Source organism: Mycobacterium syngnathidarum, from assembly GCF_001942625.1.
Classification (GTDB): Bacteria; Actinomycetota; Actinomycetes; order Mycobacteriales; family Mycobacteriaceae; genus Mycobacterium; species Mycobacterium syngnathidarum.
Genome location: NZ_MLCL01000023.1, coordinates 48,736 through 71,830 on the forward strand (window position 1 = coordinate 48,736; position 23,095 = coordinate 71,830).

The 23,095-nt window shown below is 66.3% G+C and carries 23 protein-coding genes and 1 pseudogene; 14 read left to right on the forward strand and 10 right to left on the reverse strand.

What is annotated here, in order from left to right; translation table 11 throughout:
* Nucleotides 1-20 precede the first annotated feature (20 nt).
* A complete protein-coding gene (locus tag BKG60_RS05470; protein WP_070944410.1) occupies nt 21-920 on the forward strand; it encodes a DMT family transporter in 900 nt (299 codons plus the stop codon).
* Here the strand turns inward: BKG60_RS05470 and BKG60_RS05475 are convergent.
* On the reverse strand, nt 898-2,484 hold the full coding sequence (locus BKG60_RS05475) for an FAD-dependent oxidoreductase (RefSeq protein WP_070184777.1): 1,587 nt from the start codon (nt 2,482-2,484) through the stop codon (nt 898-900). The genes BKG60_RS05470 and BKG60_RS05475 overlap by 23 nt on opposite strands.
* A gap of 183 nt (nt 2,485-2,667) precedes the next feature.
* On the opposite strand from BKG60_RS05475, the gene BKG60_RS05480 reads away from it, so the two are divergent.
* Complete coding sequence (locus BKG60_RS05480; protein ID WP_070184778.1) at nt 2,668-3,246, forward strand: TetR family transcriptional regulator; 579 nt, start codon at nt 2,668-2,670, stop codon at nt 3,244-3,246.
* Nucleotides 3,247-3,263: 17 nt separating this feature from the next.
* Here the strand turns inward: BKG60_RS05480 and atzF are convergent, their stop codons facing one another.
* Genes atzF through BKG60_RS05505 form a run of 5 tightly spaced genes read right to left on the reverse strand, consistent with a single transcriptional unit; the run spans nt 3,264 to nt 9,904 of the window.
* Entirely contained in the window at nt 3,264-4,925 is a 1,662-nt protein-coding gene (atzF, locus tag BKG60_RS05485; protein WP_070944411.1) for an allophanate hydrolase, read from the reverse strand.
* Nucleotides 4,922-6,916, reverse strand: a complete 1,995-nt coding sequence (locus tag BKG60_RS05490; protein ID WP_070944412.1) for a 5-oxoprolinase/urea amidolyase family protein — start codon at nt 6,914-6,916, stop codon at nt 4,922-4,924. The genes atzF and BKG60_RS05490 overlap by 4 nt, the downstream gene beginning before the upstream one ends.
* Nucleotides 6,913-7,536 carry an urea amidolyase associated protein UAAP2 gene (locus tag BKG60_RS05495; RefSeq protein WP_070944413.1) on the reverse strand — a complete coding sequence of 208 codons (624 nt, stop codon included), beginning with the start codon at nt 7,534-7,536 and terminating at the stop codon, nt 6,913-6,915. Before BKG60_RS05495 ends, BKG60_RS05490 begins: the two co-directional genes overlap by 4 nt.
* On the reverse strand, nt 7,533-8,360 hold the full coding sequence (locus BKG60_RS05500) for an urea amidolyase associated protein UAAP1 (protein WP_070944414.1): 828 nt from the start codon (nt 8,358-8,360) through the stop codon (nt 7,533-7,535). The genes BKG60_RS05495 and BKG60_RS05500 overlap by 4 nt, the downstream gene beginning before the upstream one ends.
* A gap of 2 nt (nt 8,361-8,362) precedes the next feature.
* Nucleotides 8,363-9,904, reverse strand: coding sequence for an amino acid permease (locus BKG60_RS05505; RefSeq protein ID WP_070944415.1), 1,542 nt, complete (start codon nt 9,902-9,904; stop codon nt 8,363-8,365).
* 171 nt (nt 9,905-10,075) lie between these two features.
* Here BKG60_RS05505 and BKG60_RS05510 point away from each other — a divergent pair, with 171 nt between their 5' ends.
* Nucleotides 10,076-11,083, forward strand: a complete 1,008-nt coding sequence (locus BKG60_RS05510) for a putative nucleotidyltransferase substrate binding domain-containing protein (RefSeq protein ID WP_070944416.1) — start codon at nt 10,076-10,078, stop codon at nt 11,081-11,083.
* A complete protein-coding gene (locus tag BKG60_RS05515; protein WP_070184785.1) occupies nt 11,077-11,703 on the forward strand; it encodes a 3'-5' exonuclease family protein in 627 nt (208 codons plus the stop codon). Before BKG60_RS05510 ends, BKG60_RS05515 begins: the two co-directional genes overlap by 7 nt.
* Nucleotides 11,704-11,707: 4 nt before the next feature.
* On the opposite strand, the gene BKG60_RS05520 is transcribed toward BKG60_RS05515, so the two are convergent.
* On the reverse strand, nt 11,708-12,307 hold the full coding sequence (locus BKG60_RS05520) for a TetR/AcrR family transcriptional regulator (protein ID WP_070944417.1): 600 nt from the start codon (nt 12,305-12,307) through the stop codon (nt 11,708-11,710).
* 89 nt (nt 12,308-12,396) lie between these two features.
* Between BKG60_RS05520 and BKG60_RS05525 the strand changes: the two genes are divergently transcribed.
* Entirely contained in the window at nt 12,397-12,957 is a 561-nt protein-coding gene (locus tag BKG60_RS05525) for a methyltransferase family protein (RefSeq protein ID WP_070944418.1), read from the forward strand.
* 56 nt (nt 12,958-13,013) lie between these two features.
* Here the strand turns inward: BKG60_RS05525 and BKG60_RS05530 are convergent, their stop codons facing one another.
* Nucleotides 13,014-13,313, reverse strand: coding sequence for an aminoacyl-tRNA hydrolase (locus BKG60_RS05530; RefSeq protein WP_070184788.1), 300 nt, complete (start codon nt 13,311-13,313; stop codon nt 13,014-13,016).
* Between the two features lie 93 nt (nt 13,314-13,406).
* On the opposite strand from BKG60_RS05530, the gene BKG60_RS05535 reads away from it, so the two are divergent.
* Nucleotides 13,407-14,648: an HNH endonuclease signature motif containing protein gene (locus tag BKG60_RS05535; protein WP_070944419.1), complete on the forward strand. Its 1,242-nt coding sequence runs from the start codon at nt 13,407-13,409 to the stop codon at nt 14,646-14,648.
* Nucleotides 14,649-14,680: 32 nt separating this feature from the next.
* Here the strand turns inward: BKG60_RS05535 and BKG60_RS05540 are convergent, their stop codons facing one another.
* Nucleotides 14,681-15,373, reverse strand: coding sequence for a potassium channel family protein (locus BKG60_RS05540; protein WP_070184693.1), 693 nt, complete (start codon nt 15,371-15,373; stop codon nt 14,681-14,683).
* 79 nt (nt 15,374-15,452) lie between these two features.
* On the opposite strand from BKG60_RS05540, the gene BKG60_RS05545 reads away from it, so the two are divergent.
* The 5 genes from BKG60_RS05545 (at nt 15,453) to BKG60_RS05565 (ending at nt 20,371) form a co-directional block, all read left to right on the forward strand.
* Entirely contained in the window at nt 15,453-16,949 is a 1,497-nt protein-coding gene (locus BKG60_RS05545; protein ID WP_070944420.1) for a potassium/proton antiporter, read from the forward strand.
* A gap of 233 nt (nt 16,950-17,182) precedes the next feature.
* Complete coding sequence (locus BKG60_RS05550) at nt 17,183-18,688, forward strand: SulP family inorganic anion transporter (RefSeq protein WP_239252464.1); 1,506 nt, start codon at nt 17,183-17,185, stop codon at nt 18,686-18,688.
* On the forward strand, nt 18,651-19,097 hold the full coding sequence (locus BKG60_RS05555; protein WP_070944421.1) for a MerR family transcriptional regulator: 447 nt from the start codon (nt 18,651-18,653) through the stop codon (nt 19,095-19,097). Before BKG60_RS05550 ends, BKG60_RS05555 begins: the two co-directional genes overlap by 38 nt.
* Before the next feature lie 48 nt (nt 19,098-19,145).
* A complete protein-coding gene (locus BKG60_RS05560; protein WP_083339224.1) occupies nt 19,146-19,889 on the forward strand; it encodes an HAD family hydrolase in 744 nt (247 codons plus the stop codon).
* A 59-nt stretch (nt 19,890-19,948) separates the two neighbouring features.
* Nucleotides 19,949-20,371 (forward strand): DUF6319 family protein, encoded by a 423-nt coding sequence (locus tag BKG60_RS05565; protein WP_070944518.1) that lies wholly within the window; start codon nt 19,949-19,951, stop codon nt 20,369-20,371.
* A gap of 32 nt (nt 20,372-20,403) precedes the next feature.
* On the opposite strand, the gene BKG60_RS05570 is transcribed toward BKG60_RS05565, so the two are convergent.
* Entirely contained in the window at nt 20,404-20,808 is a 405-nt protein-coding gene (locus tag BKG60_RS05570; protein ID WP_070944422.1) for a carboxylesterase family protein, read from the reverse strand.
* Between BKG60_RS05570 and BKG60_RS05575 the strand changes: the two genes are divergently transcribed.
* The 3 genes and pseudogenes from BKG60_RS05575 to BKG60_RS05590 all read left to right on the forward strand — a co-directional run bounded on the left by BKG60_RS05575 (nt 20,789) and on the right by BKG60_RS05590 (nt 23,032).
* Nucleotides 20,789-21,385 carry a type IV toxin-antitoxin system AbiEi family antitoxin domain-containing protein gene (locus BKG60_RS05575; protein WP_070944423.1) on the forward strand — a complete coding sequence of 199 codons (597 nt, stop codon included), beginning with the start codon at nt 20,789-20,791 and terminating at the stop codon, nt 21,383-21,385. The two genes, BKG60_RS05570 and BKG60_RS05575, sit on opposite strands and share 20 nt — an antisense overlap.
* Nucleotides 21,385-21,612, forward strand: a pseudogene (locus BKG60_RS05580) (nucleotidyl transferase AbiEii/AbiGii toxin family protein); the annotation flags it as partial. The gene BKG60_RS05575 and the pseudogene BKG60_RS05580, both read left to right, overlap by 1 nt.
* 275 nt (nt 21,613-21,887) lie before the next feature.
* Nucleotides 21,888-23,032 (forward strand): IS3 family transposase gene (locus BKG60_RS05590; protein ID WP_110765163.1). Its coding sequence is split into 2 segments (ribosomal slippage): nt 21,888-22,155 and nt 22,155-23,032, totalling 1,146 coding nucleotides; the frame shifts between segments, so codons are not numbered across the junction.
* Nucleotides 23,033-23,095 lie beyond the last annotated feature (63 nt).

Consider the following 23,095-nt stretch of genomic DNA (forward strand, 5'->3'; position numbering starts at 1 on the left):
CGATCCGTAGTCTGGATCGGGTGAGTGTGCGGGGCTGGCTGCTGCTGGGCGCCATGAGCATCATCTGGGGCATCCCGTACCTGCTGATCAAGATTGCCGTCGAAGGCGTCTCGGTGCCCGTGCTGGTGCTGGCCCGCACGGCGGTCGGCGCAGCCGTGCTGCTGCCGCTGGTGATGTCCCGCGCGGCGTGGGCGCCGGTGTTGCGGCACTGGCGGCCCGTGCTGGCGTTCGCGTTCTTCGAGATCATCGCGGCGTGGTTCCTGCTCACGGATGCCGAGCGGCGCCTGAGCAGCTCGTTGACCGGCCTGCTGATCGCCACCGCCCCGATCATCGCCGCCGTTCTCGACCGGCTCACCGGTGGAGAACGGTTGAGCGCCAAGCGGATCACCGGACTGGGGATCGGCCTGTCCGGCGTGGCCGTGCTGGCCGGGCCCGGGCTCACTGGAGGGCATGGCTGGCCGATCGCCGAAGTGCTGCTGGTGGCAACCTGTTACGCCATCGCACCGCTGATCGCCGCCCGCTATCTGGGTGAGGTGCCCACCCTTCCGCTGACCGCTGCGTGTCTGTCGCTGGCGGCGCTGATCTACACCGCACCGGCGTTGCTGACCTGGCCGGACCAGATGCCTTCGCGGAACGTACTGCTCGCGCTCACAGCACTGGCCGTGATCTGCACCGCCCTGGCCTTCGTGGTGTTCTTCGCGCTGATCCGCGAAGTCGGGGGCGCGCGGGCGCTGGTGTTCACCTACGTCAACCCGGCCGTTGCCCTGGCCGCCGGGGTCGTTGTGCTCGGTGAACCGCTGACCGTGTACAACGTCGCCGGGCTGGCGCTGATCCTCGCCGGATCGATTCTGGCGACCCGGACCTCGCGGGATCCCGAGCCGGACCTCGAAGCCGAAGTCAGCCGCGCCGGCCCGCGCTGAGCATCTCCTCGATCGACACGAACTTCACCCGAGGCCGCGCCGCCTGCACGCCGCGGTCACGCTCGGCGGCGTCGATCGCGCGCCACCCCGGCCAGCCGACAGGCTCGGCTCCCCGACTGGCCAACAGCGCATCGAGCGACTCCCGGCCGTCGACGTCACGAGCCAACAGGCCGGCGTCGAAATCCGCCCACAACTGGGCCACTGTCTGCTCGGCACACAACCGGTTCGTGCCGATCACCCCACGCGGTCCGCGTTTGATCCAACCGGTCACGTAGGTACCGGGCACGACCCGGCCCGAGTCGTTGGGCACGGTCCCGGTGTCCTCGTCGTAGGGCAACCCTGAGACAGGTAGGCCTCGATAGCCGATGGACCTCAGGATCAGAGACGTCGCGATCACTTCGGTACCGCGGACGTCGCTGCTGATCTCGAGCCCTTCGGCCCGGCCGGTTCCGTGGAAAGCGACCGGGGTAGTGCCGAAGCGGAACACCACGCGCTTGTATCCGGGAGTCGGGCTGCGCTGTGCGTATTCGCGTGCGATGGCGAGCTTGAACGAAGTCTCGACGTCGTCATGTTCGTCATCTGGGGGCAGGTCCTGCGGGTCCACGATCACGTCGACACCGTCGAGGTGCCCCAACGCCAGGAACTCCCCCGCCGAGAATGCGGCGTGCCCGATGTCGCGGCGCGCCAGGATCACCACCTCCCGAATTGCGCTGTCGGCCAACGCATCCAGCGTGTGCTGGGCGATATCGGTGGCCGCCAGCGTGGTCCGGTCCATCAACAGCACCCGGGCGACGTCGAGGGCGACATTGCCGTTGCCGACGATGACCGCCCGCTCGCCAGACAGGTCGAACTGGTGCGCAGCGTGGTCGGGGTGGCCGTTGTACCAACCGACGAACTCGGCGGCGGCATGGTGTCCCATGAGATCCTCGCCGTCGATCCCCAGTCGTCGGCTGGTGGCCGCGCCCACCGCGTAGATCACCGCGTGATGATGGGCCAGCAGCTCGTCGTGGTTGATGGTCCGATCGACCTCGACGTTGAAATGGCCGGCGAAGCGCGGGTGGGTGAATGCCCGTTCGAAGATGTCGACCACCGACTTGGTGTGCTGGTGATCAGGAGCCACGCCCGCCCGGATCAGGCCGAACGGCGTGGGCAGACGCTCGAACAGGTCGATCTCCACACCGTCGACATCGATCAGCTCGGCGGCGGCATAGCAGGCGGCGGGCCCGGATCCGACGATCGCCACCCGCAACGACCCTGCCTCGACCCGAGCGCGGGAGGTAGCCGTCGGTAAGGTCACCGGCTCGAGCGGATGGCGCTCGAAATAGGCGGCGTTGAGGTCCTTGAACCGCTTGAGTTCGCCGGGCAGGTCTTCTTCATAGTGGATCGCGCCGACCGGACATTCCTCGAAGCACGCTCCACAGTCGATGCACGATTCCGGGTCGATGTACAACATCTCGGCCGACGCGGAATCCAGTCCGCCCTCTGCAGGACGGATGCAATCCACCGGGCACACCGGTACACAGCTGGCGTCCTTGCAGCAGTTCTGCGTGATCACGTAAGCCATCGGCCCTCCCCTTCCAAATCTATCCAGATCGTACTGGACACCTGTCCGGTTTATCGACTCGATCGTCGCACCTGCGCACCCGCCGCCAGCCAAACCGCACCGACTTCACGGCAGAGAACGGGTTTATACAGGCAATTTCACTGGACGATTGCCAATCGCGACCTACGCCACTATTTTGGACACATGTCCAGGCCAGTGGTGGCTACGGTCACTCGCCTACACGACGCCCAGGCTCAGCGCATGCGCACGCAGCGCCGCGTCTTCGGGGCGGCCACGCAACTTCTCGATGCGCACAACGTCGTCTCGGTGCCGGCGCTGGCTGCGCGCGCCAAGATGGCGCCCGCAGCGCTCTACGCGCATTTCCCGTCCATCGAGGTGGTATTCGCCGAGCTGTACCTGGACCGCGTGATACAGCTGCCCCTGGCCATCGATCCCGCGGCCAGTACGACCAGCCGGGTCACCGAGCAGCTCACCGCGCTCACGCTGCTGATGGCCGATGAGCCGCGACTGGCCCGAGCCTGCACTCAGGCACTGATGAGCACCGACGACGCAGTCGTCGAGGACGTCCGCTCCCGGATCGCCGCCGAGGTCAACCGCCGGATCTCGACGGCCTTGGGAGCCGGGGCCTGGCCGGAGGTACTCGCGACCTTGGAGGCGGTGTTCTGGGGCGCGCTGCTGCAGGCACAAACCGGCGCGATGAGTTACCGGCAGATGGCCCGGCAATTGGAGACCATGGTGTCGTTGATCGTGCCCGGAGGCTGACTCCACGAATGCTCCACTCATGCCATCGCGGCCAACCAACCCCGGTACTCGGTGATGTCGCGGCCTTGTCCGGGCGCGGTGTGGTCACAACCGAATCCGGTGATCCAGCGGCCGTCGTCGAGTTCCACTTTTCCCAGCATCATCGGCGCGGGTAGCTCGGCCAGGAACTCGCCTAGTGCGGCCGGGGACAACAGCCAGCGCTCGCCCACAATCGGGGCCCCTCCCTCGTCCACGCGGGTCAGGCCCGGCTTGGGCGGAACCGTGTCGAGGGCGTACAGCCGGTAGTGGGGCGCGGTGGTGATCGGACCGGCCCATCGCGCACCACGTCCGGTGAGCTGATGCTCCAGCGGCTGACCGCGCAGATGTGCACCGAACACCGCGAGTTCGGTCACCGGCGCACCACCCGACTCGGGCCAGGTGCCGACCGACGGGACGTCGAGAAAGCGACTCGCCAGATCGGCGATGACGCCATCGTGAAATCCCGGTGCCAGCAGGGTGATTCCGAACTGCGCGCCGTCGGACACAATCCCCGCGGGCACGGCAATGGCGCACATGTCGAAGAGGTTGCAGAAGTTGGTATACCGGCCCATCCGGGAGTTCACCGCGACCGGGTCGGCCGCGACCTCCTCGATGAGCGGATGCTCGGGAGCCGTCGGCACCATGAGCGCATGACAGCCGTCGAGCCGAGCGAGCGCTTTGGTACGTAGCGCCTCCACGCGCCGCCGGTCACGCAACAGGTCTGCCGCCGAATGTGACCCGGCCGCGGTGATGATGGCCGCCACAGTCGGATCCAGCTTCGCCTCAGTACCTGCGGCGGTGACGAACTCCCCTACCGCGTCCCATCGTTCGGCGACCAGCGCGCCGTTGTAGAGCAGAGCAGCGGCGGCGAAGAAGTCGTCCATCGGGATCGGGACGACCTCGAATCCGGCTTCCTTCGCCTGGCGTACGGCGGCGCCGAAGGCCGCCTGCCAGGCGTCGTCGAGACCAGCCGACGTATCGGGTATCGCGATTCTGGGTGTCACCGGCGCGGCAAAGGGGACGTTGGCCGGCCACTGCCGTTGCGGCGCACCAGCAGTCATCACGGCCATTGCCGATTGGGCAGTGGCCAGATCAGCGGCGAAGATCGTCACACAGTCATAGCTCGCACATGCCGGGATGACTCCCTCGGTAGAGACGAGGCCCAGCGTGGGTTTGATGCCGACGATTCCCTGCAGCCCGGCCGGCACGCGACCGGACCCGGCGGTGTCGGTCCCGATCGCGATGTCGGCGAAGCCGAGCGCCACGGCCACCGCAGACCCCGAACTCGAGCCGCCGGAGATGTAGTCCGGTCGGCGGGAATCGCGCACGGCGCCATAGGGACTGCGGGTTCCGACCAATCCGGTGGCGAACTGGTCGAGGTTGGTCTTCCCGAGGACGACAACACCGGCGGCCTTGAGAGCGGTCACCGCCGGTGCGTCGGCATCGGGAATATAACTGAAATCTGGGCACGCCGCAGTGGTCGGTATCCCGGCCACGTCGACGTTGTCCTTGACGGCGAGCACCAACCCGGCCAGTGGGCCGTCAGCGGCGAGCGCCGCGCGGTAGTCATCTTCTACCTCCGATTGCGGGCGCAGGTGAATGAACACCTCGTCGCGTCCGCTGGCTTCGATGTTCCGGTAGATCTCGGCGATCTTGCTCATGCAGACTCTTTCCTCACGAATTCTCCTGCCGCCGCCCACCGCTCGCGCTCCTCGGACCGTGCGGCCTCCATCGCCGCGCGCTTCAAGGCGATGTCCTCGGCATTGGCGGCCAGGAACCGCTCGTGCTCGGCCAGTGAGAAGGTTCCGTCGGTGATCTCGACCTGACCGCGGCCGGCGGCCATGTCGGCACGCAGGTCCAGCAGTTCCTCGGCGGACACCGGATACCACCGGATGCGGTCGAAAAACCGGAGCAGCCAGGGATGTTCAGGATCGAATCCCTGCGCGACCAGCGGGTGCCGGTGGTTCCAGATCTGTGTGGTGCGGCCGACGAACTGATATCCGCCCGGCCCCTCCATCCCGTAGATGCACAGGTATGCCCCGCCGATGCCGACCGCGTTCTCCGGCGTCCAGGTGCGTGCCGGATTGTATTTCGTGGTGACGAGGCGATGCCGCGGATCCAGCGGCGTCGCGACCGGGGCGCCGAGGTACACATCGCCGAGACCGAGCACCAGATACTCAGCGTCATAGACGATCCGGTGCACATCCTCGACCGAGTCCAGACCGTTCATTCTGCGGATGAACTCGATGTTCCAGGGGCACCATGGCGCGTCGGCGCGCACGCCGTGCATGTAGCGCTCGATCGCCTCTCGCGTCGACGGGTCATCCCAGCTCAGTGGCAACCGCACGGTGCGGCTGGGCACCACCAACTCCTGGGCGGCCGGAAGCGAGGCCTCGAGCTCGGTGAGCAACGGGACCAGCTTCGACTGCGGAAGCCGGGCCGGGTCCACCTTGACCTGCAACGAACGGATTCCTGGCGTGAGGTCGATGAGTCCGTCCGGCCGGTGCTGTTCCAGGGCGTGGTGCAGCGCATGCGCGCGGGCGCGTAACGCCAGGTCCAGTCTCATGTCCCCGTACTCGACCAGAACGTTGTCGTCGCCGATCCGGCGGTAGGTGACGGCAGTGCTGCCGTCCGATGAGGTTGTGCCGGCGATGATTCCGTTGTCCTCGTCGCCGCCCGCGGAGAACACCGCCGCAATGGCGGCGCGTCGCGCCGGGCCGACGGTCGCTGGTGCGGGTGCCGCCGAAGCCTTCACCGGGACGAACCGGACCGTGGCGCCGGGGGCGAGTTGCCCCAGTTTCCAGCGGTCGGCGGCGGTGACGGTGACCGGGCAGACGAAACCGCCGAGACTCGGTCCATCCGGGCCGAGCAGGATCGGGGTGTCCCCGGTGAAGTCGAGCGAACCCACGGAATAGGCATTGTCGTGGATGTTCGACGGGTGCAGCCCGGCCTCCCCGCCATCGGGCCGGGCCCATTCCGGCTTCGGCCCGATCAACCGGACCCCGGTGCGGTCGGAGTTGAAGTGCACCTCGTAGTCGTGGTTGAGAAGCGTGTCGATGTCGTTGCGGGTGAAGAACTCCGGCGCGGAGTGCGGGCCCACGGTCACCGCGATGCACCAATGGTTGCTGATGGCCGGCTGTTCTTCGAACAGGATCCGTCGTGGTGCACCGGTCACCGCGTCCAGGGTTTCCAGCTTGTCCCCCACGGCCAGTGCCCGACCCTCGTGGCCGCCGAACCGGCCGAGGGTGAATGTCGATGCGCTGTCCAGGTATTCGTCGGCCAGCAGCCCGCCTGCCATCGCGATGTACATCCGGAGCCCTGGCCCCTCGATCATCCCGACATCCAGGAGCTGGCCGGCCTCCACGAGGATCGGCACCCACTGCGGGACTCGCGTACCATCGACGGCCACCGGCGCGGGCGCACCGGTGACACACACCCAGGTGTCGGTGTCGAACCGCAGCGCCGGCCCACCCATGGTGGCCTCCAGGCCGGGCGCGCCCTCCGGATTGCCGACCGCGAGGTTGGCCAGCCGGAAGGACACGTCGTCCATCGGCCCCGACGGCGGCACCCCGATCTGCCAGTAACCGGTCCGTCCCGGCCAGTCCTGCACGGTGGTGGCCATGCCGGGCCGAACGATCTCCAAGCTGGTCATGGGCGGGTCACGATCATTCGCACCGCCGTGGGGTCGAACCCGTTGCAGGGGTTGTTGATCTGCGGGCAGTTCGACACCAACACCAGAGTGTCGATCTCTGCGCGCAGCGACACTGTCTTGCCCGGAGCCGACAGGCCGTCGACGATGCCCAGCGCGCCGTCGGGATCCACCGGCACGTTCATGAAGAAGTTGATGTTGCTGACGATGTCGGCTTTGGTCAGCCCCCAGCGGGCGCCCTCGCCGATGAAGTTCTCGACGCAGGCGTGCTGGTGTTTGGTGTGGTGTCCGTACCGCAAGGTGTTCGATTCCTGCGAGCAGGCCCCACCGAGGGTGTCGTGGTTGCCGACCTCGTCGTCGACGATGGTCAGCATCGGCGCACCGTCACTGTCGCGCAGCACCGATCCGGTGGTCAGGAAGATGTTGCCCTGTGCCGCGATCGTGGCCGGGGCGCTGTAGCGCACGGTATGGTCGTCGGCGCCGTAGAACAGGGTGTCCACGGCCTGGTTGCCGTGCAGGTCGACGATGGTGAGCACGTCCCCTGCGCATACCACCTTCGACCACGGGGCGCGGGGCGCGACGATTTCATCGACAACGGTGTGGGTAGCGGTGATGGTGGTCATCGGGCACTCCAGACATCTTCGGAATTCAGGTAGGCACGTTGGTACTCGGGGTCCCGCTGATTGACCGTGGCACCGATCTCGGCCAGGTCGCCGGGCGCCGACCAGGCCAGGACCTCGAGCGGGCCGACGGCGAACTGTGGTGCCGGGTCAAGTGGGTGGGCGGTATTGGCGACCGCCACGATCAGCGGCAGATGGGTGACCAGTTCGACCATGGTGCCGGCACCGGCCGATCCGGTGGAGACCAACGTGCCGTCTGCTTCCACCCGCACGCCGTGGAAGAACGACAGGCTCGGCGCCACGTCACGTCGGGTCAGTCCGTTCTTCAACGCGGCGAGCGCAAGCAGTTCGCGGCCTGCGGGGCTCGACGATTCCGGCTCGCCCGCACCGTATTTGGCGGTGTTTCCGGCCAGGGTGGTAGTGCCACACAGGGCGTCGTGGTGCCTCGAGGTGTCCGATACCAGAGTGGCCAGCACCCGGCCCTGGTCGCTGAGCAGCGGGTGCCCGGTCGAGAGATACGCCTGCCAGGGGACTTTCACCGTGTCGGCGACATTGAGCCGCTCCCAGGAGGCGTCGGCCCGCCAGAGCAACAGGTGGGCACACGCGGAGCCGTCCAGATCCCGCAGGCGCAGCCGGGTGCCGCGGGCCAGTACCTTGCTGGTGTAGCGGCCGCCGGGAACCATCTCGGCCCACGTCAACCGCTCGGGCCCAATGCCTTGCGGTGGGGTCGGCCAAGCTGATGCAGGTACGACCGGCATCGAGTCGGTGAACGCGGTGGCCTGGGCCCGGGCGTGGTCGCGGGCGCCGGCAGTTGTCGCGGTGGTCATGCTCAGGCTCCGATCGTGACGGGGTTGGGATGGGTCTTGCCGCGGGGGAAGCACAGTGCGCCGAGGATGACCGCGGTCGCGATGCTCAAGGGTCCGGCCCACTGCAGAATCGGCAATTCACCTGTGGGGTTGAAGATCTCGGCCCGCGGCCAGCCGAGGTTGACGATCATCACGGCACCGTAGAGGACGGCCAGGACGTTGATCGCGATGCCGAACTTGCCGAGTGAGAACAGCGGCAAGCCTTCGGCGTCGACCTGGTTGCGTTGAGTGGGCCAGCCTTTGAGCCGGCGGTACAGCAGCGGCGCGGTGACCAGGAGGTAGGCCAGATAGATCAGGATGATGCAGACGCTGGCCAAGGTGGCGAAGATGGCCGAGTTGCCGACGTTGACGAGAAGCACTCCGATGCACAGCAGGCCGATCAGTACCGAAGGCCAGATCGGGGTTCCGGTGTGAGAGTTGACCCGAGACAAGACCGACGAGGCCGGCAGCCGCCCGTCGCGGGCCATCGAGAACATCAGCCGGGACGCGGCAGTCTGGATTGCCAAGGTGCAGATGGTGATCGCGATCGAGACGTCGACCAGCAGCACCGTGCCCCACGGCGAGGACAAGACGGTGTCGAGTACGTACGGCAGGCCCTCGGTGGCCAGGCGTCCATCAGTAAGGCTCGGGGCCGCCATCAGGGCACCCAGGATCATCAGCCCGCCGCCGAGTGCGGAGACCGAGAGCGCCAGGCGGATGGTGCGGGGCGCGACGCGCCGCGGATTGCGGGTCTCCTCGGCGAGTTCACCGGCCGAACCGAATCCGACCATGACGTAGGCGGCCATCAGACCTGACATGATCCAAGCCCAGACATAACCGGGTTGACCACCGGCGTGGCCAGTGTCGAACACCACCTGGGGGCCGCGCTGGGCGTGGGTGAAGAACACACCGATGACGGCGATGACACCGACGATCTCACAGATCACGCCGGCGCTGTTGACCCGTGACATCCATTTGACGCCAAGACAATTGATCGTGGTGGTGAGCACCAGCAGGACGGTGCCGAGCAGTACCGCATTGGCCGCCCCACTCGGCGAGGTCAGCGCCGGATCGTCCCCGATCACCTGGAATCCGGACCAGATCGACGGCAGCACCACCTGCAGGGCGATCGCCGCGGCCGAGGCCGTGACGATCTGGGCCAAGATCATGAACCAGCCGCCGAACCAGCCGACCACCTCTCCGCCCATCCGGCGGGACCATTGATAGATGGCCCCCGAGATCGGATAGCGCGCCGCCAATTCGGCGAAGCAGAGCGCCACCAGGAATTGGCCGAGGAACACCGCGGGCCACGTCCAGAAGAAAGCGGGGCCGCCGAAGCCGAACCCAAGACCGAACAGCTGGAAGATCGTGGTCAGAATGGACACGAACGAGAAACCGGCGGCGAATGATTCGAACTTGCCGAGCCGACGGTGCAACTGCTGGTCATAGCCGAACTCCGCCAGGTCGTCGTGGTCACCAAAACGGTCGGCCACGTCGTGCTGGCTCTCGGTAGCGCTGCTGGTCATAGGCGTTTTCTCTCAGGCTCGGGGCGATGCCGCCAGCTCCTTAACTGTCACTTGATAGATAAGCGTGTCGGCGTGTCCGAGCTGTCACCCGCATGTTTCGTTCATGTAGCCGGCGGTAAGCATTGGGTTGCCGAATCCTCACCGGACCCATCTGCTGTCACAATCGCCGACATGGCAGTGGCTGCATTGGACGATGCTCACCGGCGCATTGCCTCGGCGGCCAGCGAGAGCGATCTGGTGACCGCGACCGCGGCAGCCCACGACGCGGTGCATACGGTGATCGACACCCGGACCGGGGCCGCGTCGTTGGCGGAGGCATGGTCGGCGGTCGTCCGCGCCGCGGTGTCGACCGCGGCGCGCCTGGTGGCGCCTGGCATCCATTGGTATGCCTCGGGCAGCGTCGGCCGTGGCGACGCACTGCCCGGATCCGACCTGGAAACCCTGGCCGTACGCGGCGTCGACGTCACCTCGGAGTCGGCCCTGGCCCAGGCAGCGCACGTCCACGAACTGCTGGCCTGCTGCGGTTTCCGGGCCGATGACAACGGCGCGGTCGCCTCCCGCGTGCGGTTCAACCGGACGGCCCAGGAGTGGGCGGTCGGCATTGGTAAGTGGGCTGCGGACCCGGCGAACGATCGGGGCGTGGTGATGATCGGCCTGCTCGCTGACGCGCTCCCCGTGGGAGGCGGACCCGACCTACGCGATCAGGCCGGTATCGCCGCGCGGGCCCAGCCACGGGCACTGGCTGCGATGCTGCAGGACGCCACCTACGCGCGCGCCTACATTCCGTCCCGGCTACGGGCCCTGACTTCCGGCGATGCCCGCGTCGACATCAAGCACGCCGCAGTCGACCCGGTGGTTCGGATCGCACGCTGGGCCGCACTCAGTTGTGGGTCCGACGCGCTGCTCACCACCGAGCGGATCGGCGCGGCCGCGGGCACCCGCTACCTCGACCCCGACGACGCCCGAGTGCTGGCGAAATGCCACGCCATCGGGTCCAGCATCCGATGGCGGGTGCGAGCGGCGCGCTGGAGCTCCGATCCTGACGTCGATGAGCGCGTCGAACTCTCGCACCTCGCACCGCAAGACCGCACCGCGCTGCGCAGCATCGGCCGCGAGCTCACCGGGGTCCGGCGCAAACTCGACTATCTGGCATCGACCTCGACGTTCTCGACATGGTGACCGAATCGTCCTACGCAGAGCGCCCATTGGCGTTTCTCGACACGGAAACCACGGGACTGCACAGGCTTCGGCGCCCATGGGAGATCGCCATCATCCGTCGCGAGGGGGATGTGTCAACGCGCCTGTTGTTGTGCGTGGACATCGACGATCTGGACCTGCCACATGCAGACCCTGTCGGCTTGAAAATCAGTGGATTTCACAGACGCCACCCGCAAGTTCGGCTCGGCCCCAGACATTATCCGCGTGTCTATCGTGCGGATGAGGCAGCGATGCTGGTCGAAAAGTGGACGGCGGACGCCACGATAGTAGGGGTGGTGCCGAGATTCGACACCGAGTGCCTGGCCGGGATGCTGGGTCGTCACGACCTCGAACCGCGATGGCAAGCCAGGCCTGTGGACGTGATCGCACTTGCGAAAGCCGCTGTGGAGTCGAAGGGGCTACAGCCCGATCCTGATTTCACAATGCTGTCAAGGCAATGCGGCGTGAAACCGCCGAGTGACGCCCAACGCCATACTGCTCTGGCCGATGCCCGCTGGGCGATGCGCTGGTACGACAAACTCACCAATTCGCCTTGCATGAGACCCCGGACGCACGGCGACAAGCCGCATGAAAACAACTGAGTGCCTACGGATTCGGGTCAGTCAGATACCTCTGCACCGTCGGCCCGATCCACGCCACCAGCTCGTCAAGGTCGGCTGACGCCATCGGCTCGATCTTGAGCTGATAGCGCGCAAACGCCAGACCGGTCAGATGCACCGTCACCAACTCGACCCTCAGCTCGGCGTCGTCAACGCCGTATTCGGTGGCAATGCGCTGGGCCACCGTCCCGGCAAGCGAATCGTGTAAGAGATTGCGCGCCAAGGGCTGTACCGCTGCCGACCGGACCACCGTCAGCAGCGGATCGAACGAGACCCCCTGATCCCATCGCGCGATGACATCGCGGACCAAACGCGCGCCGATGTCGTGGGTCCCCTCGTCGAGCAACAGCGCCAATTGGTGCAAGGGGTGCTGCGGTGTGTCGAGCACCGCGGCGTTGAACAGGCCCTCCTTGTTGCCGAAGTGGTAGTAGACCATCGCGACGTCGACCCCGGCAGCGGCGGCGATCCCACGCACGGTCGCCTGCTCGTAGCCCTCTCGCATGAAGTGCTCGCGCGCGGCGTCGATGATCCGCAGCTTGTTCTGCTGACCCGTACGCCACCGGCCACTACGCCCGGTCTGTGACATGGCCCGAAGTTTAGTTCAACAACCGTTGACCTATGGATAGGCAGCGGCGTAGCGTTTTCTTCAACAACAGTTGAAGAAAGGAGCTCGACATGACGCAACGGCGACTCTGGTGGCGACACACCATCTCGGTGTTGATCGCCCCGGCAACGATGACGATCTTCATCCCCGCGCTGATCATCTGGGCTACCGGCGCGAAAGCCCCTGACCTGAACACCACTTCGGGCGTCCTGCTCGCCATCGCGGGCGCAACACTGGTCGCGTTCGGCCTGTGGTTCCTGGTGTGGACGGTGATCCTGTTCGACCGCATCGGCAAAGGCGCCCTGGCCATCGGATCTCCGGTCAACCTGGTGGTGGAGGGCCCATACCGGCACGTCCGTAATCCGATGATGACCGCGGTGTTCTGCATTCAGCTCGGCACCGCCGTCGCCATGGCCTCACCCTGGTTGTTCGGCTGGTTTGTGCTGTTCTGCACCCTGACCCTGATCGCCATCCCGGTCTTCGAGGAACCTCACCTCCGCCGGCGTTTCGGCACCGAGTACGACGAGTTTCGGCGGAACGTGCCGCGGTGGATTCCCCGTCCTACCGCCTGGGTTCCCCCGTACGCCGGCGACCGATACCCGCGCGTTCGGCACCCAGCCCAGGACGCTTGAGGTGCGCAGGAACTTCGTCACTTGGCGGAAGAACGCACGGCCGCAACAAGATAGACCTACTCTGGCACGTCAGGTTCGGCGCGCTGCTTGTATTCCCAACTCGCCCCCGCGGTCAACGTACCGGGCTCCAACTCTGTGCGTCCGGCGTCACGGACATGCACTGTCTGCGCCAGGATCTCGTCGGGCTTGCCACCGATAACGACGACCGGGTGCTCGTACTCGATGCCGTAGAGCTTGAGCGCGGCATGCACCGCATGCGCCGCGGCCTTGCCGCGCGACATCTTGGCATTCGAGTTGACCCTGATCACCAGCCGACGTTCCGGCGCTCCGGTCCCCTCGACTTCTTCGGCCTCCATGCGCACGAGCCTAAAGCTTCGTTCGACGGGCTTCCCTGCCGCCGGGTTGAGCGAGGTCCGGAACTTGTCGTACCCCTTTGTGATGATGGTGGTATGTCTTCGGAGGCATCTTCTTTCGCCGCTGGGCCCGGCCCGGCGCGGCGGTTGGAGGTGTTGTGCGATGAGTTGTCGCAGCTGTGCGGGCAGCGCAACGCGATCGATGGTCGGATCGTGGAGATCGTCGCTGAGCTGGAACGCGACGAGTTGTGCGGGGCCACCGGGGCCCGCTCGATCACCGCGTTGGTGGCCTGGAAGACCGGTGTGGCACCGCGCCACGCCGAGACGATGGTGGCGGTGGCCCGCCGGCTCGGGCAGTTCCCGCGCTGCGCTGAAGCGCTGCGTGAGGGCCGGCTCTCACTGGATCAGGTGGGGGTGATCGCCGAGAACGCCGCCGACGGATCTGATGCGCATTATGCGGAGTTGGCCTCGGTCGCCACGGTCAGGCAGTTGCGTACGGCGGTCAAGCTGCAACCGCGCCCCGACCCCGACCCGAAACCCGAACCCCGGCGGTCGTTCACCCGGGTCGAGGGCAACGGATACACCACCTACCGGATCACCCTGCCGCGTCTGGACGCCGCCACTTTTGACGCCGCGTGCCAAGCCCATCACGACGCGTTGGTCGCCGAATGGAAACGCGACCATGAGGCAGGCGATGAGCAGGCGCCGCCGTTTCCCGACCATGTCGATGCCTTCATGCGTCTGGTCGAGGCCGGCTGGGATACCGAGGCCGCGCGGCGCCCCCACGGCCAGCACACCACCGTGGTGATGCATCTCAATGTCACCGACCGCGTCGCTGCCCTGCATCTGGGCCCGGTGCTGACCGATGAGCAACGCCGATACATGTTGTGCGATGCCACCTGTGAGGTGTGGCTCGAACGCCAAGGCCAACCCATCAGCGTCGGTCGCGCCACCCGCACCATCAGCCGCCGACTGCGTCGGGCCTTGGAGCACCGTGACCGCTGCTGTGTGGTGCCCGGCTGCGGCGCCACCCGCGGCCTACACGCCCACCACATCGTGCATTGGGAAGACGGCGGCCGCACCGACCTGGACAACCTGGTGCTGGTCTGCCCCTATCACCACCGGGCACACCACCAGGGCGGCATCACCATCACCGGGCCCGCGCACCGACTCGTCGTCACCGACCACACCGGAAAACCCCTCCACGGCGGATCGCTGGCCCGCCCACCGACCACACCCCCACCCCAGGTGCCACCGTGCCCGGGACCCACCGGTGAACGCGCCGACTGGTGGTGGTACCCACCCTTCCAACCCGAACCCCCACCACAAGCCGCCTGACCCAGCGGCCGCCTCCGCGAGATCGGCACGCGTCACGGGTCGTCGGAAACCACTTCCCGCAAGAACTCCCCGCCGTGGATGGCGGCCAGCAGCGAATTCTCCGAGGTGCGATTGGCGGTAAACAGCAACTCGTCGCCGGCTTCGAGCACGTCGTCGGGCTTGGGAAACCGCACCTCTTTGCCCCGGACGACGGTGACAAGCGCCGTGTCCACGGGAAGATCCAGCCGGTCCACCCGCTGACCGACCACCGGGTTGTCTTCCGGCAAGGTCAGTTTGGTCAGCTCCACCCGACCCCCACGTAGCGTCATCAAACGCACCATGTGGCCGACGTCGATGGCGCCCTCGATGCCGGCCACCAAGGAACCGGGTGTCGACACCGCGACATCGATGCCCCACTCCTGACCGAACAACCACTGGTTGCGGATGTCGTTGATACGCGCCACCACCCGCGGCACTCCGAACTCCGACTTGGCCAGCAACCCGACCACGAGGTTGGACTTGTCGTCACCCGTCGCTGCGATCAGCACGTCGCCGGTTTCGATCCCGGCCTCCTCCATGGCGGACAGTTCGCAAGCGTCCGCCAGCAACCAGTCGGCGCCCGGCACCGTGCTCGGCTCGTATCGGCGGTACAGCCGCTCGATCAGCAACACCTTGTGGCCGTTGTCAAGCAACTCGGACGCAACGGAACGACCGACATTGCCCGCACCGGCAACCACTACGCGCATATTCCGTTCCGCCACTCAGTCATTTTCGCCTATTCGCACCGCACACTCGCGGCCCTTCGTCCTGATTAACTGATTCCCGATGAGCCTGCACCAGCTGTACCTGACCTTGCTCACCGGCGGCATCGTGCTGCTGGCGAGCATCATCGGCACCCGCGTGGCGAGCCGGATCGGGTTCCCCAGCCTGTTGTTCTTCCTGCTGGTCGGCATGGTGCTCGGGGTCGACGGGATCGGGCTGGACTTCGACAATGTCGAACTGGCCCGCAACGTGTGCACCGCGGCGCTGGCGATCGTGCTGGTGGAAGGCGGCCTGACCACACGGTTCTCCGATATCCGCGGGGTGCTGGCGCCTGCCTCGGCGCTGGCCACCCTGGGTGTGGTGGTCAGCACCGCCGTCACCGCCGTCGGTGCGCACCTCCTGCTGGGCATGGACTGGCAACTTGCACTTCTGCTCGGCGCCATCGTCTCCTCCACGGACGCGGCCGCGGTGTTCTCGGTACTGAGGATCCTGCCGCTGCCCCGTCGGCTGGCCGGCCTACTGGAGGCGGAATCGGGTTTCAACGACGCGCCGGCCGTCATCCTCGTGCTCACGTTCAGCGTGGTGCCGTTCGTGTTCCACCCCGGAGGCGCCATCACCGACCTGGTCTACGAACTGGTCACCGGCGCCCTGCTGGGCCTGGCCGTCGGGTTCGCCGGCGCATTTGCCCTACGCCGCATCGCGCTGCCGGCCTCGGGTCTGTATCCCATAGCCACCTTCGGGCTGGGTTTCATCGCATTCGCCGCCGCCGGTAGTGCCCATGCGAGCGGTTTCATCGCCGCGTACTTGTCCGCAGTGGTACTGGCGAACTCCGGCCTGCCGCACAAGTCGGCCACCCGCTCCTTTGCCGAGGGGGTGGGCTGGCTGGCCCAGATCGGGCTGTTCGTCCTGCTCGGGTTGCTGGTGAACCCACACGACCTGGCCAGTGACATCATCCCGGCGATCGCCATCGGGCTGGTGCTGCTGTTGATCGCCCGGCCGGTGTCGGTGGTGCTGTCGCTGACCGGGTTCCGGATCTCGTTGCGCGAACAGCTTTTTCTGTCCTGGGCCGGGCTCCGCGGTGCGGTGCCGATCGTTCTGGCCACGTTCCCGATCGTCGCCGGGGTGCCCGACAGCTACCGGTTGCTCAACATCGTGTTCGTCCTCGTGGTCATCTTCACCCTGGTGCAGGCACCCAGCATCCGGTTCGTCGCCAACGCGCTGCGGTTGGCCACCCGCGACGTCACCCGCGAGATCCAGGTCGAAGCCGCCCCACTGGACGTCCTCGACGCCGAGCTGCTGACCACGACCGTTCAGCCCCATTCCCGGCTGCACAACGTCACGATCCTGGAACTGCGGCTTCCCGATCCGGCGGTCATCACGCTGATCATCCGCAACGGCCGCACCTTCGTTCCGCTGCCGGACACCCGCCTCGCCGTCGGCGACGAGCTGCTCATCGTCACGACGAGCAAGACGCGCACCGCGGCCGAGGCCCGCCTGCGCGCGGTGAGCCGCCGCGGCAAACTCGCCTACTGGTTCGACGAATACGGACTCGAGGACTGACCGCTGCGGTTGTGGCGTCGCGCACATCCGCGCTTGTCGATTTGGAACGCAACCCTCCCCTCGGGGTAGAGTTGCCCAACGAAGCCGAGCATGGCGGCCTGAACGCCCCGACTCGCCAGTCTGCGATGGCGACCGATTCCATGTTCTGGCAATACTTTTCACGCAACGACGCGTGTATCGACTGTGCCCACATGTGCCCTCGCCGCGCCGAACGGCGCCGAAACGGAGTTGCGTTGAAACTATCGACCGATGCGGCGACACCGCACGAACAGCAATCGGTGCTTGCCGCGCTGCGTTCGCCACGCCGGCTACGAACCGAGGCGCTCGCCGGCCTCGTGGTGGCGCTGGCCCTGATCCCTGAAGCGATCTCGTTCTCGATCATCGCCGGCGTCGATCCGCGGGTCGGCCTGTTCGCGTCGTTCACGATGGCGGTGACGATCGCGCTCGTCGGCGGGCGCCCGGCAATGATCTCCGCGGCGACCGGAGCTGTCGCACTCGTGATCGCCCCGCTGGTACGCAGCCACGGCCTGGACTACCTGATCGCCGCGGTCATCCTGGCGGGCGTGCTGCAGTTGGTCCTGGGCGGCCTCGGCGTCGCCAAGCTGATGCGGTTCGTGCCGCGCAGCGTGATGGTCGGATTCGTGAACGCGTTGGCGATCCTGATCTTCCTGGCCCAGCTGCCTCACCTGCTCGGCGTGCCGTGGCTGGTCTACCCGCTGGTCGCGGTCGCCATCGCGGTCATCGTGGCGCTGCCGAAACTGAGCACTGCGATCCCCGCTCCGCTGGTGGCCATCGTGGTACTCACCGCGGCCACGGTCGTATTCGGATGGTCGATCCCCAACGTCGGGGATGAAGGGCAGCTGCCGTCGAGCCTGCCGTCCCTGCTGATCCCCAACGTCCCGTTCACCCTGCACACCCTTGGAGTGATCGCGCCGTACGCGCTGGCCATGGCGGTCGTGGGCCTGCTCGAATCGCTGATGACGGCCAAGCTTGTCGACGACATCACCGACACCCACTCCGACAAGTCCCGTGAGGCACTCGGCCAGGGGGTGGCCAACGTCGTCACCGGATTCTTCGGCGGCATGGGTGGCTGCGCCATGATCGGCCAGACCATGATCAACGTGAAGTCGTGCGGTGCCCGCACCCGGATCTCGACGTTCCTGGCCGGCTTGTTCCTGCTCGGACTGGTCGTCGGCCTCGGCGACATCGTGGCCCAAATCCCCATGGCCGCACTGGTGGCCGTGATGATCATGGTGTCCGTCGGAACCCTCGACTGGCACAGCATCAACCCGAAAACGTTGCGGCGCATGCCCAAGAGCGAAACCGCCGTCATGTTGGCCACTGTTGCGGTCACCGTGGCGACCAGCAACCTGGCATATGGCGTCGCTGTCGGCACGTTGACGGCCATGGTGCTGTTCGCGCGACGCGTTGCTCACTTCACCGAGGTGGTCGACATCGACCACCCCGACGACGACACTCGCGTATACGCGGTTCGCGGCGAGCTGTTCTTCGCCTCCAGCAATGATCTGGTCTACCAGTTCGACTACGCCGGTGACCCCGACAACGTGATCATCGACATGAGCGACGCCCACGTCTGGGACGCGTCGACCGTATCCACCCTGGACGCCATCACCACCAAATACGCTGCCAAGGGCAAGACCGTCAGCATCGTCGGGATGAACGAGAACAGCGCGGCGCGTCATGCTCGGCTCAGCGGTCAGCTGGCCGCAGCACACTGAACCGTCACAGGGGGAACCGTTGAGCCAACAGGATCATCTGCAGATCGGCGAGGTCGCAGCCCGAACCGAGCTGTCCATCAAGACGATCCGCCACTACGACGAAGTCGGTCTGGTCACCCCGTCAGCACGGTCTGCCGGCGGTTTCCGGCTCTACACCGCCGATGACGTCAACCGGCTACTGGCGATCCGCCGCATGAAACCGTCGGGCTTCAGCCTCGACGAAATGCGCGAGCTGCTCGATGCCCTCGACACGCTTGACTCCCCCGGGGCCTCCGCCGCCCAGCGCGCCGAGGCGGCCGAGTATCTGGCCGAATGCCACAACCGCGCACAAGAAGCCTGCGTCAAACTGACCCGTCAGTTGGCCTATGCGCAGGAATTGACCGAGCAACTCGCGCGCTACCGCAGCTGACCTCGGCCGTTTCACCCGTACGTAGGCGGGTATACCGGGCGCATGCCTATGTCGAGAGCTACCGCGGTTCTGTTCGACGTGGACGGGACACTCGTCGATACGAACTATCTGCACGTGCATGCCTGGGCGCGTGCGTTCCGCGAGGAGAACATCGACGTCGCCTCCTGGCGCATACACCGCAGCATCGGGATGGACGGCAGCAGCCTGGTGGCCAACCTGTCAGGGGACGCGAGTGATGCTGTGCAACAACGACTCAAGGACCGTCACAGCGACCTCTACAAGGACGGCGCAGACCTGATCGTGCGGCTGCCAGGCGCGCGCGAACTGCTACACCACCTCGCCGAGAACGGGGCACTGGTGGTGCTTGCCAGCTCCGCACCGGAAGACGAACTCGCCATCACCCGAAAGGTTCTCGACAGCGACGACGCCATCACGGCAGCGACGTCATCGAAGGACGTCGACACGGCCAAGCCCGACCCCGGGATCGTCGAGGTGGCGCTCAAGCGGGCCGGCGTGGCTGCCGATCGGGCCGTCTTCGTCGGCGACGCGGTGTGGGACGGGGAAGCCGCAACCCGCGTCGGAGTGCCCTTCATCGGTCTGCGATGTGGCGGAGTCGCGGACTGCGAACTCGAAAAAGCCGGCGCGCAAGCCGTTTTCGACGATCCGCTCGACCTGCTACGCCGGTTGCCCACCACCCTCATCGGCGCTCAACCTCCACGCGGACGACCACCCGACGACGTAAGCCCGACACAGCGCGTCGACTTGACCACAGGCGTCGAACGTGTGTTCTAATGTCTCCGACCGCCAGCCCGCTCAGTGCAAGCGATGTTCAAAAGGAGTTCTCCGTGACGATGACTGTAGACGCTCAGGCACCAGAAACGCTGACCATCAACTCCGACGCCCCCGACGATGTGGCCACCTCACCTGAGAGCACCACTGCCACCCCCGAAGCCTCTGCCGACGAGAAGCCCAAGAAGGCGCCGGCCAAGAAAGCCCCCGGCAAGAAGGCCAAGACCATCGAGCTCACCCTCACCGTCACCGGCACTGCCGACGGCGAGTGGCACGCCGAGCTCAAACAGGGCACCACCTACCTGGCTCGCAACGTCGCCGTCGCGGCCGCTGCCGTCTCTCGTGCGGCCAAGGAACTTCACGAGGACCTCTCCACTCCGATCGATGAGGTGATCGAAGAGGCGCGCTCCCAGCAGGCCGCCAAGGTCGCCGCGCTGGAAGCCGAGCTCGAAGCGGCCCGAAAGGTTTTGTCTGACTTGGAGTAACACGCAGGCCCGGAGCGTCCGATCAAAGTCGCCTACCCGTAGGCAGGATAGCGATTTTCCCAGATCGCGAGTTGCTCCGCGCGGTGCCGGCGGACGATTCGAGTCTCGGGGCCCAGCAGCATCGTGGGCCCGCCGACCCCGTCGTAGTGCTCCCATGGCACTCCTCCACGAACGAACTCCAGCCACAGTTGCTGGACTGCATCCGACATCTGGCGGGCCGCCTCGTCGGCACCGGCCAGGGCGGGCGCGGCGTCCAGGGTGCCGAACAGCAAGGGCAGACACGAATCGTGGCAGGCCCCGAACCCGGCACGCGGAGACGGCCACTGCAGTTCGTAGCGAAACACCGGGTTGCCGCGCTCAGCGTGGGCCCTGACGAACTGCTCGGTAGGCGCGGTGAAGTGGTTGCGCCTCCATCGTATGAAGCCGTACGGGATCATTCTCGCCGCTACGGCCGTGTATCCACACCCCCGAGCCCAGCTCGCGCGTCTGGCCGAGCGCGGATTGCTGCACCGCCTCGCAGACGGCTACTACGCCGTGGTGCCCCAAGACATGGTGGGACACAAGTGGATGCCCGGCCTGGAAGCTGCCGCCGCCGGAATCGGCGCAGCGGTTTACGGAGCGGACGACGTCGTTGTGATGGGTATCAGCGCAGCGCGTCTACACGGGGCGATTCCGCGGGCACTGGCGACCGCGATCATTGCAGTGCCACAACAACATCGGCCTATTACCCTCGCGGACCGGCCGGCGATCGTGCGATTCGTCAAACGCCAGACCAGCAAGCTGGACGCCGAGCTCATTCGCACCGAGCTTGGGTCGACATTGGTGACCACGCCGGAGCAGACCGTGCTCGATCTAGCGCATCGCCCAGGTCTCGGCGCTGCGGAAACCGACGTTCCTGCAGCGGTTACCGCGCTGTATGCACGCAGCGATAAGACCCGACTACGGACATTGGCAACCGAACAGCGTCGGTTAGCGCCCCTGCGTCGGGCCGAAGGCTGGGCACTAGCAAGATGATGAACCTCGACGAACGCGACGCGGTGGCAACACAATTCGGTGTCGCCGCCGAACAAGTCGAACGCGATCACTTGATCTCGCATCTGCTGGCGGTCCTGAGTCGACAGTTCGGTGACCGGATCCAATTCATTGGCGGGACGGCGCTGGCCCGCACGCATCTCCCGGATGGACGGCTTAGTGAGGACATCGACCTCATCGCCCTGGGCGACCGCAAGCCGGTCTTGGCCGGTTGACCCCCGTGGAATTCGAAGCATCATGAGCGCACCGGCCAGTCAGGCCTCGTGACCGAAACTGTCACCTGATCGTGCATCCGACCCAGACGTTGCCTGCTCCGATGATTCCGGCAGAAACAGTCCGGTGGCAGAAAACCTAGCTGCCCGACCGATGATGGCTCATCGGTCCTGTGGCCCTGAGCCCGTAGTGGCGTGTTCCCCTTGAATGAGTCCGGCTTGTTTTAGAGTCCTGTGGCCCCGAGGTCGGGCCGGAAGGGACGATGAAACACATGGCTGGTCGCAAGCGGCATTCCGCGGAGGACATCGTGCGCAAGCTGCGCCGCGCCGATGAGCTCGCTGCCGAGGGTAAGACCGGTGAGGAGATCGCCGCCGAGCTGGAGGTGTCGCCGGCCACGCTCTACAACTGGCGCCGCACCTACGGCGGGATGGACACCGACGCCGCCAAGGAGCTCAAGGAGCTGCGCGAGCAGAACGCGCGCCTCAAGAAGCTGTTGGCCGAGGCCGAGTTGGAAAAGGACGCGCTGCGGGAGGTCGCCAAGGGAAAATTCTGAGCCCAGCTGCCAAGCGCCGCGCTGTGGACATGCTCAAGGACGTTTTGGGCATGTCGGAGCGGTTGGCGTGCAAGGCCGTTGGGCTGGCCCGCTCCACCTACCGCCGGCTCCCGCTGGCTCAGACCCCAGAGGATCCTGACGCCGGCATGAGGGCCTGGCTGCGCGCCTATGCCACCAAACATCCCTGCCATGGGTTCCGCCGTGCGTGGGCGGCGTTGCGCTACGACGAGCGTCGTGAGGTCAACAAGAAGAGGATCCACCGGCTGTGGCGCGAAGAGGGCCTGCAGGTGCGGGTGCACAGCCCGCGCAAGCGGGCCGGGGTGTCCTCGATCCCGCCGATCGTCGCGGATGCACCGAATGTGGTGTGGGCGATCGATTTCCAGTACGACTCCACCGTCGACGGCAAGGCGATCAAGATCGCGTCGATGATCGACGAACACACCCGCGTTTCGCTGCTGAATGTGGTGGAACGCTCGATCACCGCCGACCGGCTCGTCGACGAACTCGAAGCCGTGTTCGCGGCGGCCGTCGGGCCGCCGAAAGTGCTGCGGATGGACAACGGACCAGAGTTCATTTCCCAAGCGCTGCAACAGTTCTGCGAAAACAGGGTCGGCATGGTCTACATCCCGCCGGGCACGCCGTGGAACAACGGCCACATCGAATCGTTCAACAACCGACTACGCAAGGAGTGCCTCAACCGCAACCACTGGAACACCCTGCTCGAAGCCCGAGTGGTCATCGGCGACTTCAAGCACGACCACAACCACCGCCACCGCCACTCAGCCCTGGGCTACATGACCCCGGCCGAGTACGCTGCGGCATGCAGGCACACCCACACCCCGATGGCCTGCCAGATCAACTGAATCCGGATCAACAAACCCGACTCTGAAACCGGGTGGACTCAGTAACGGGGACTCGCCAGTAGC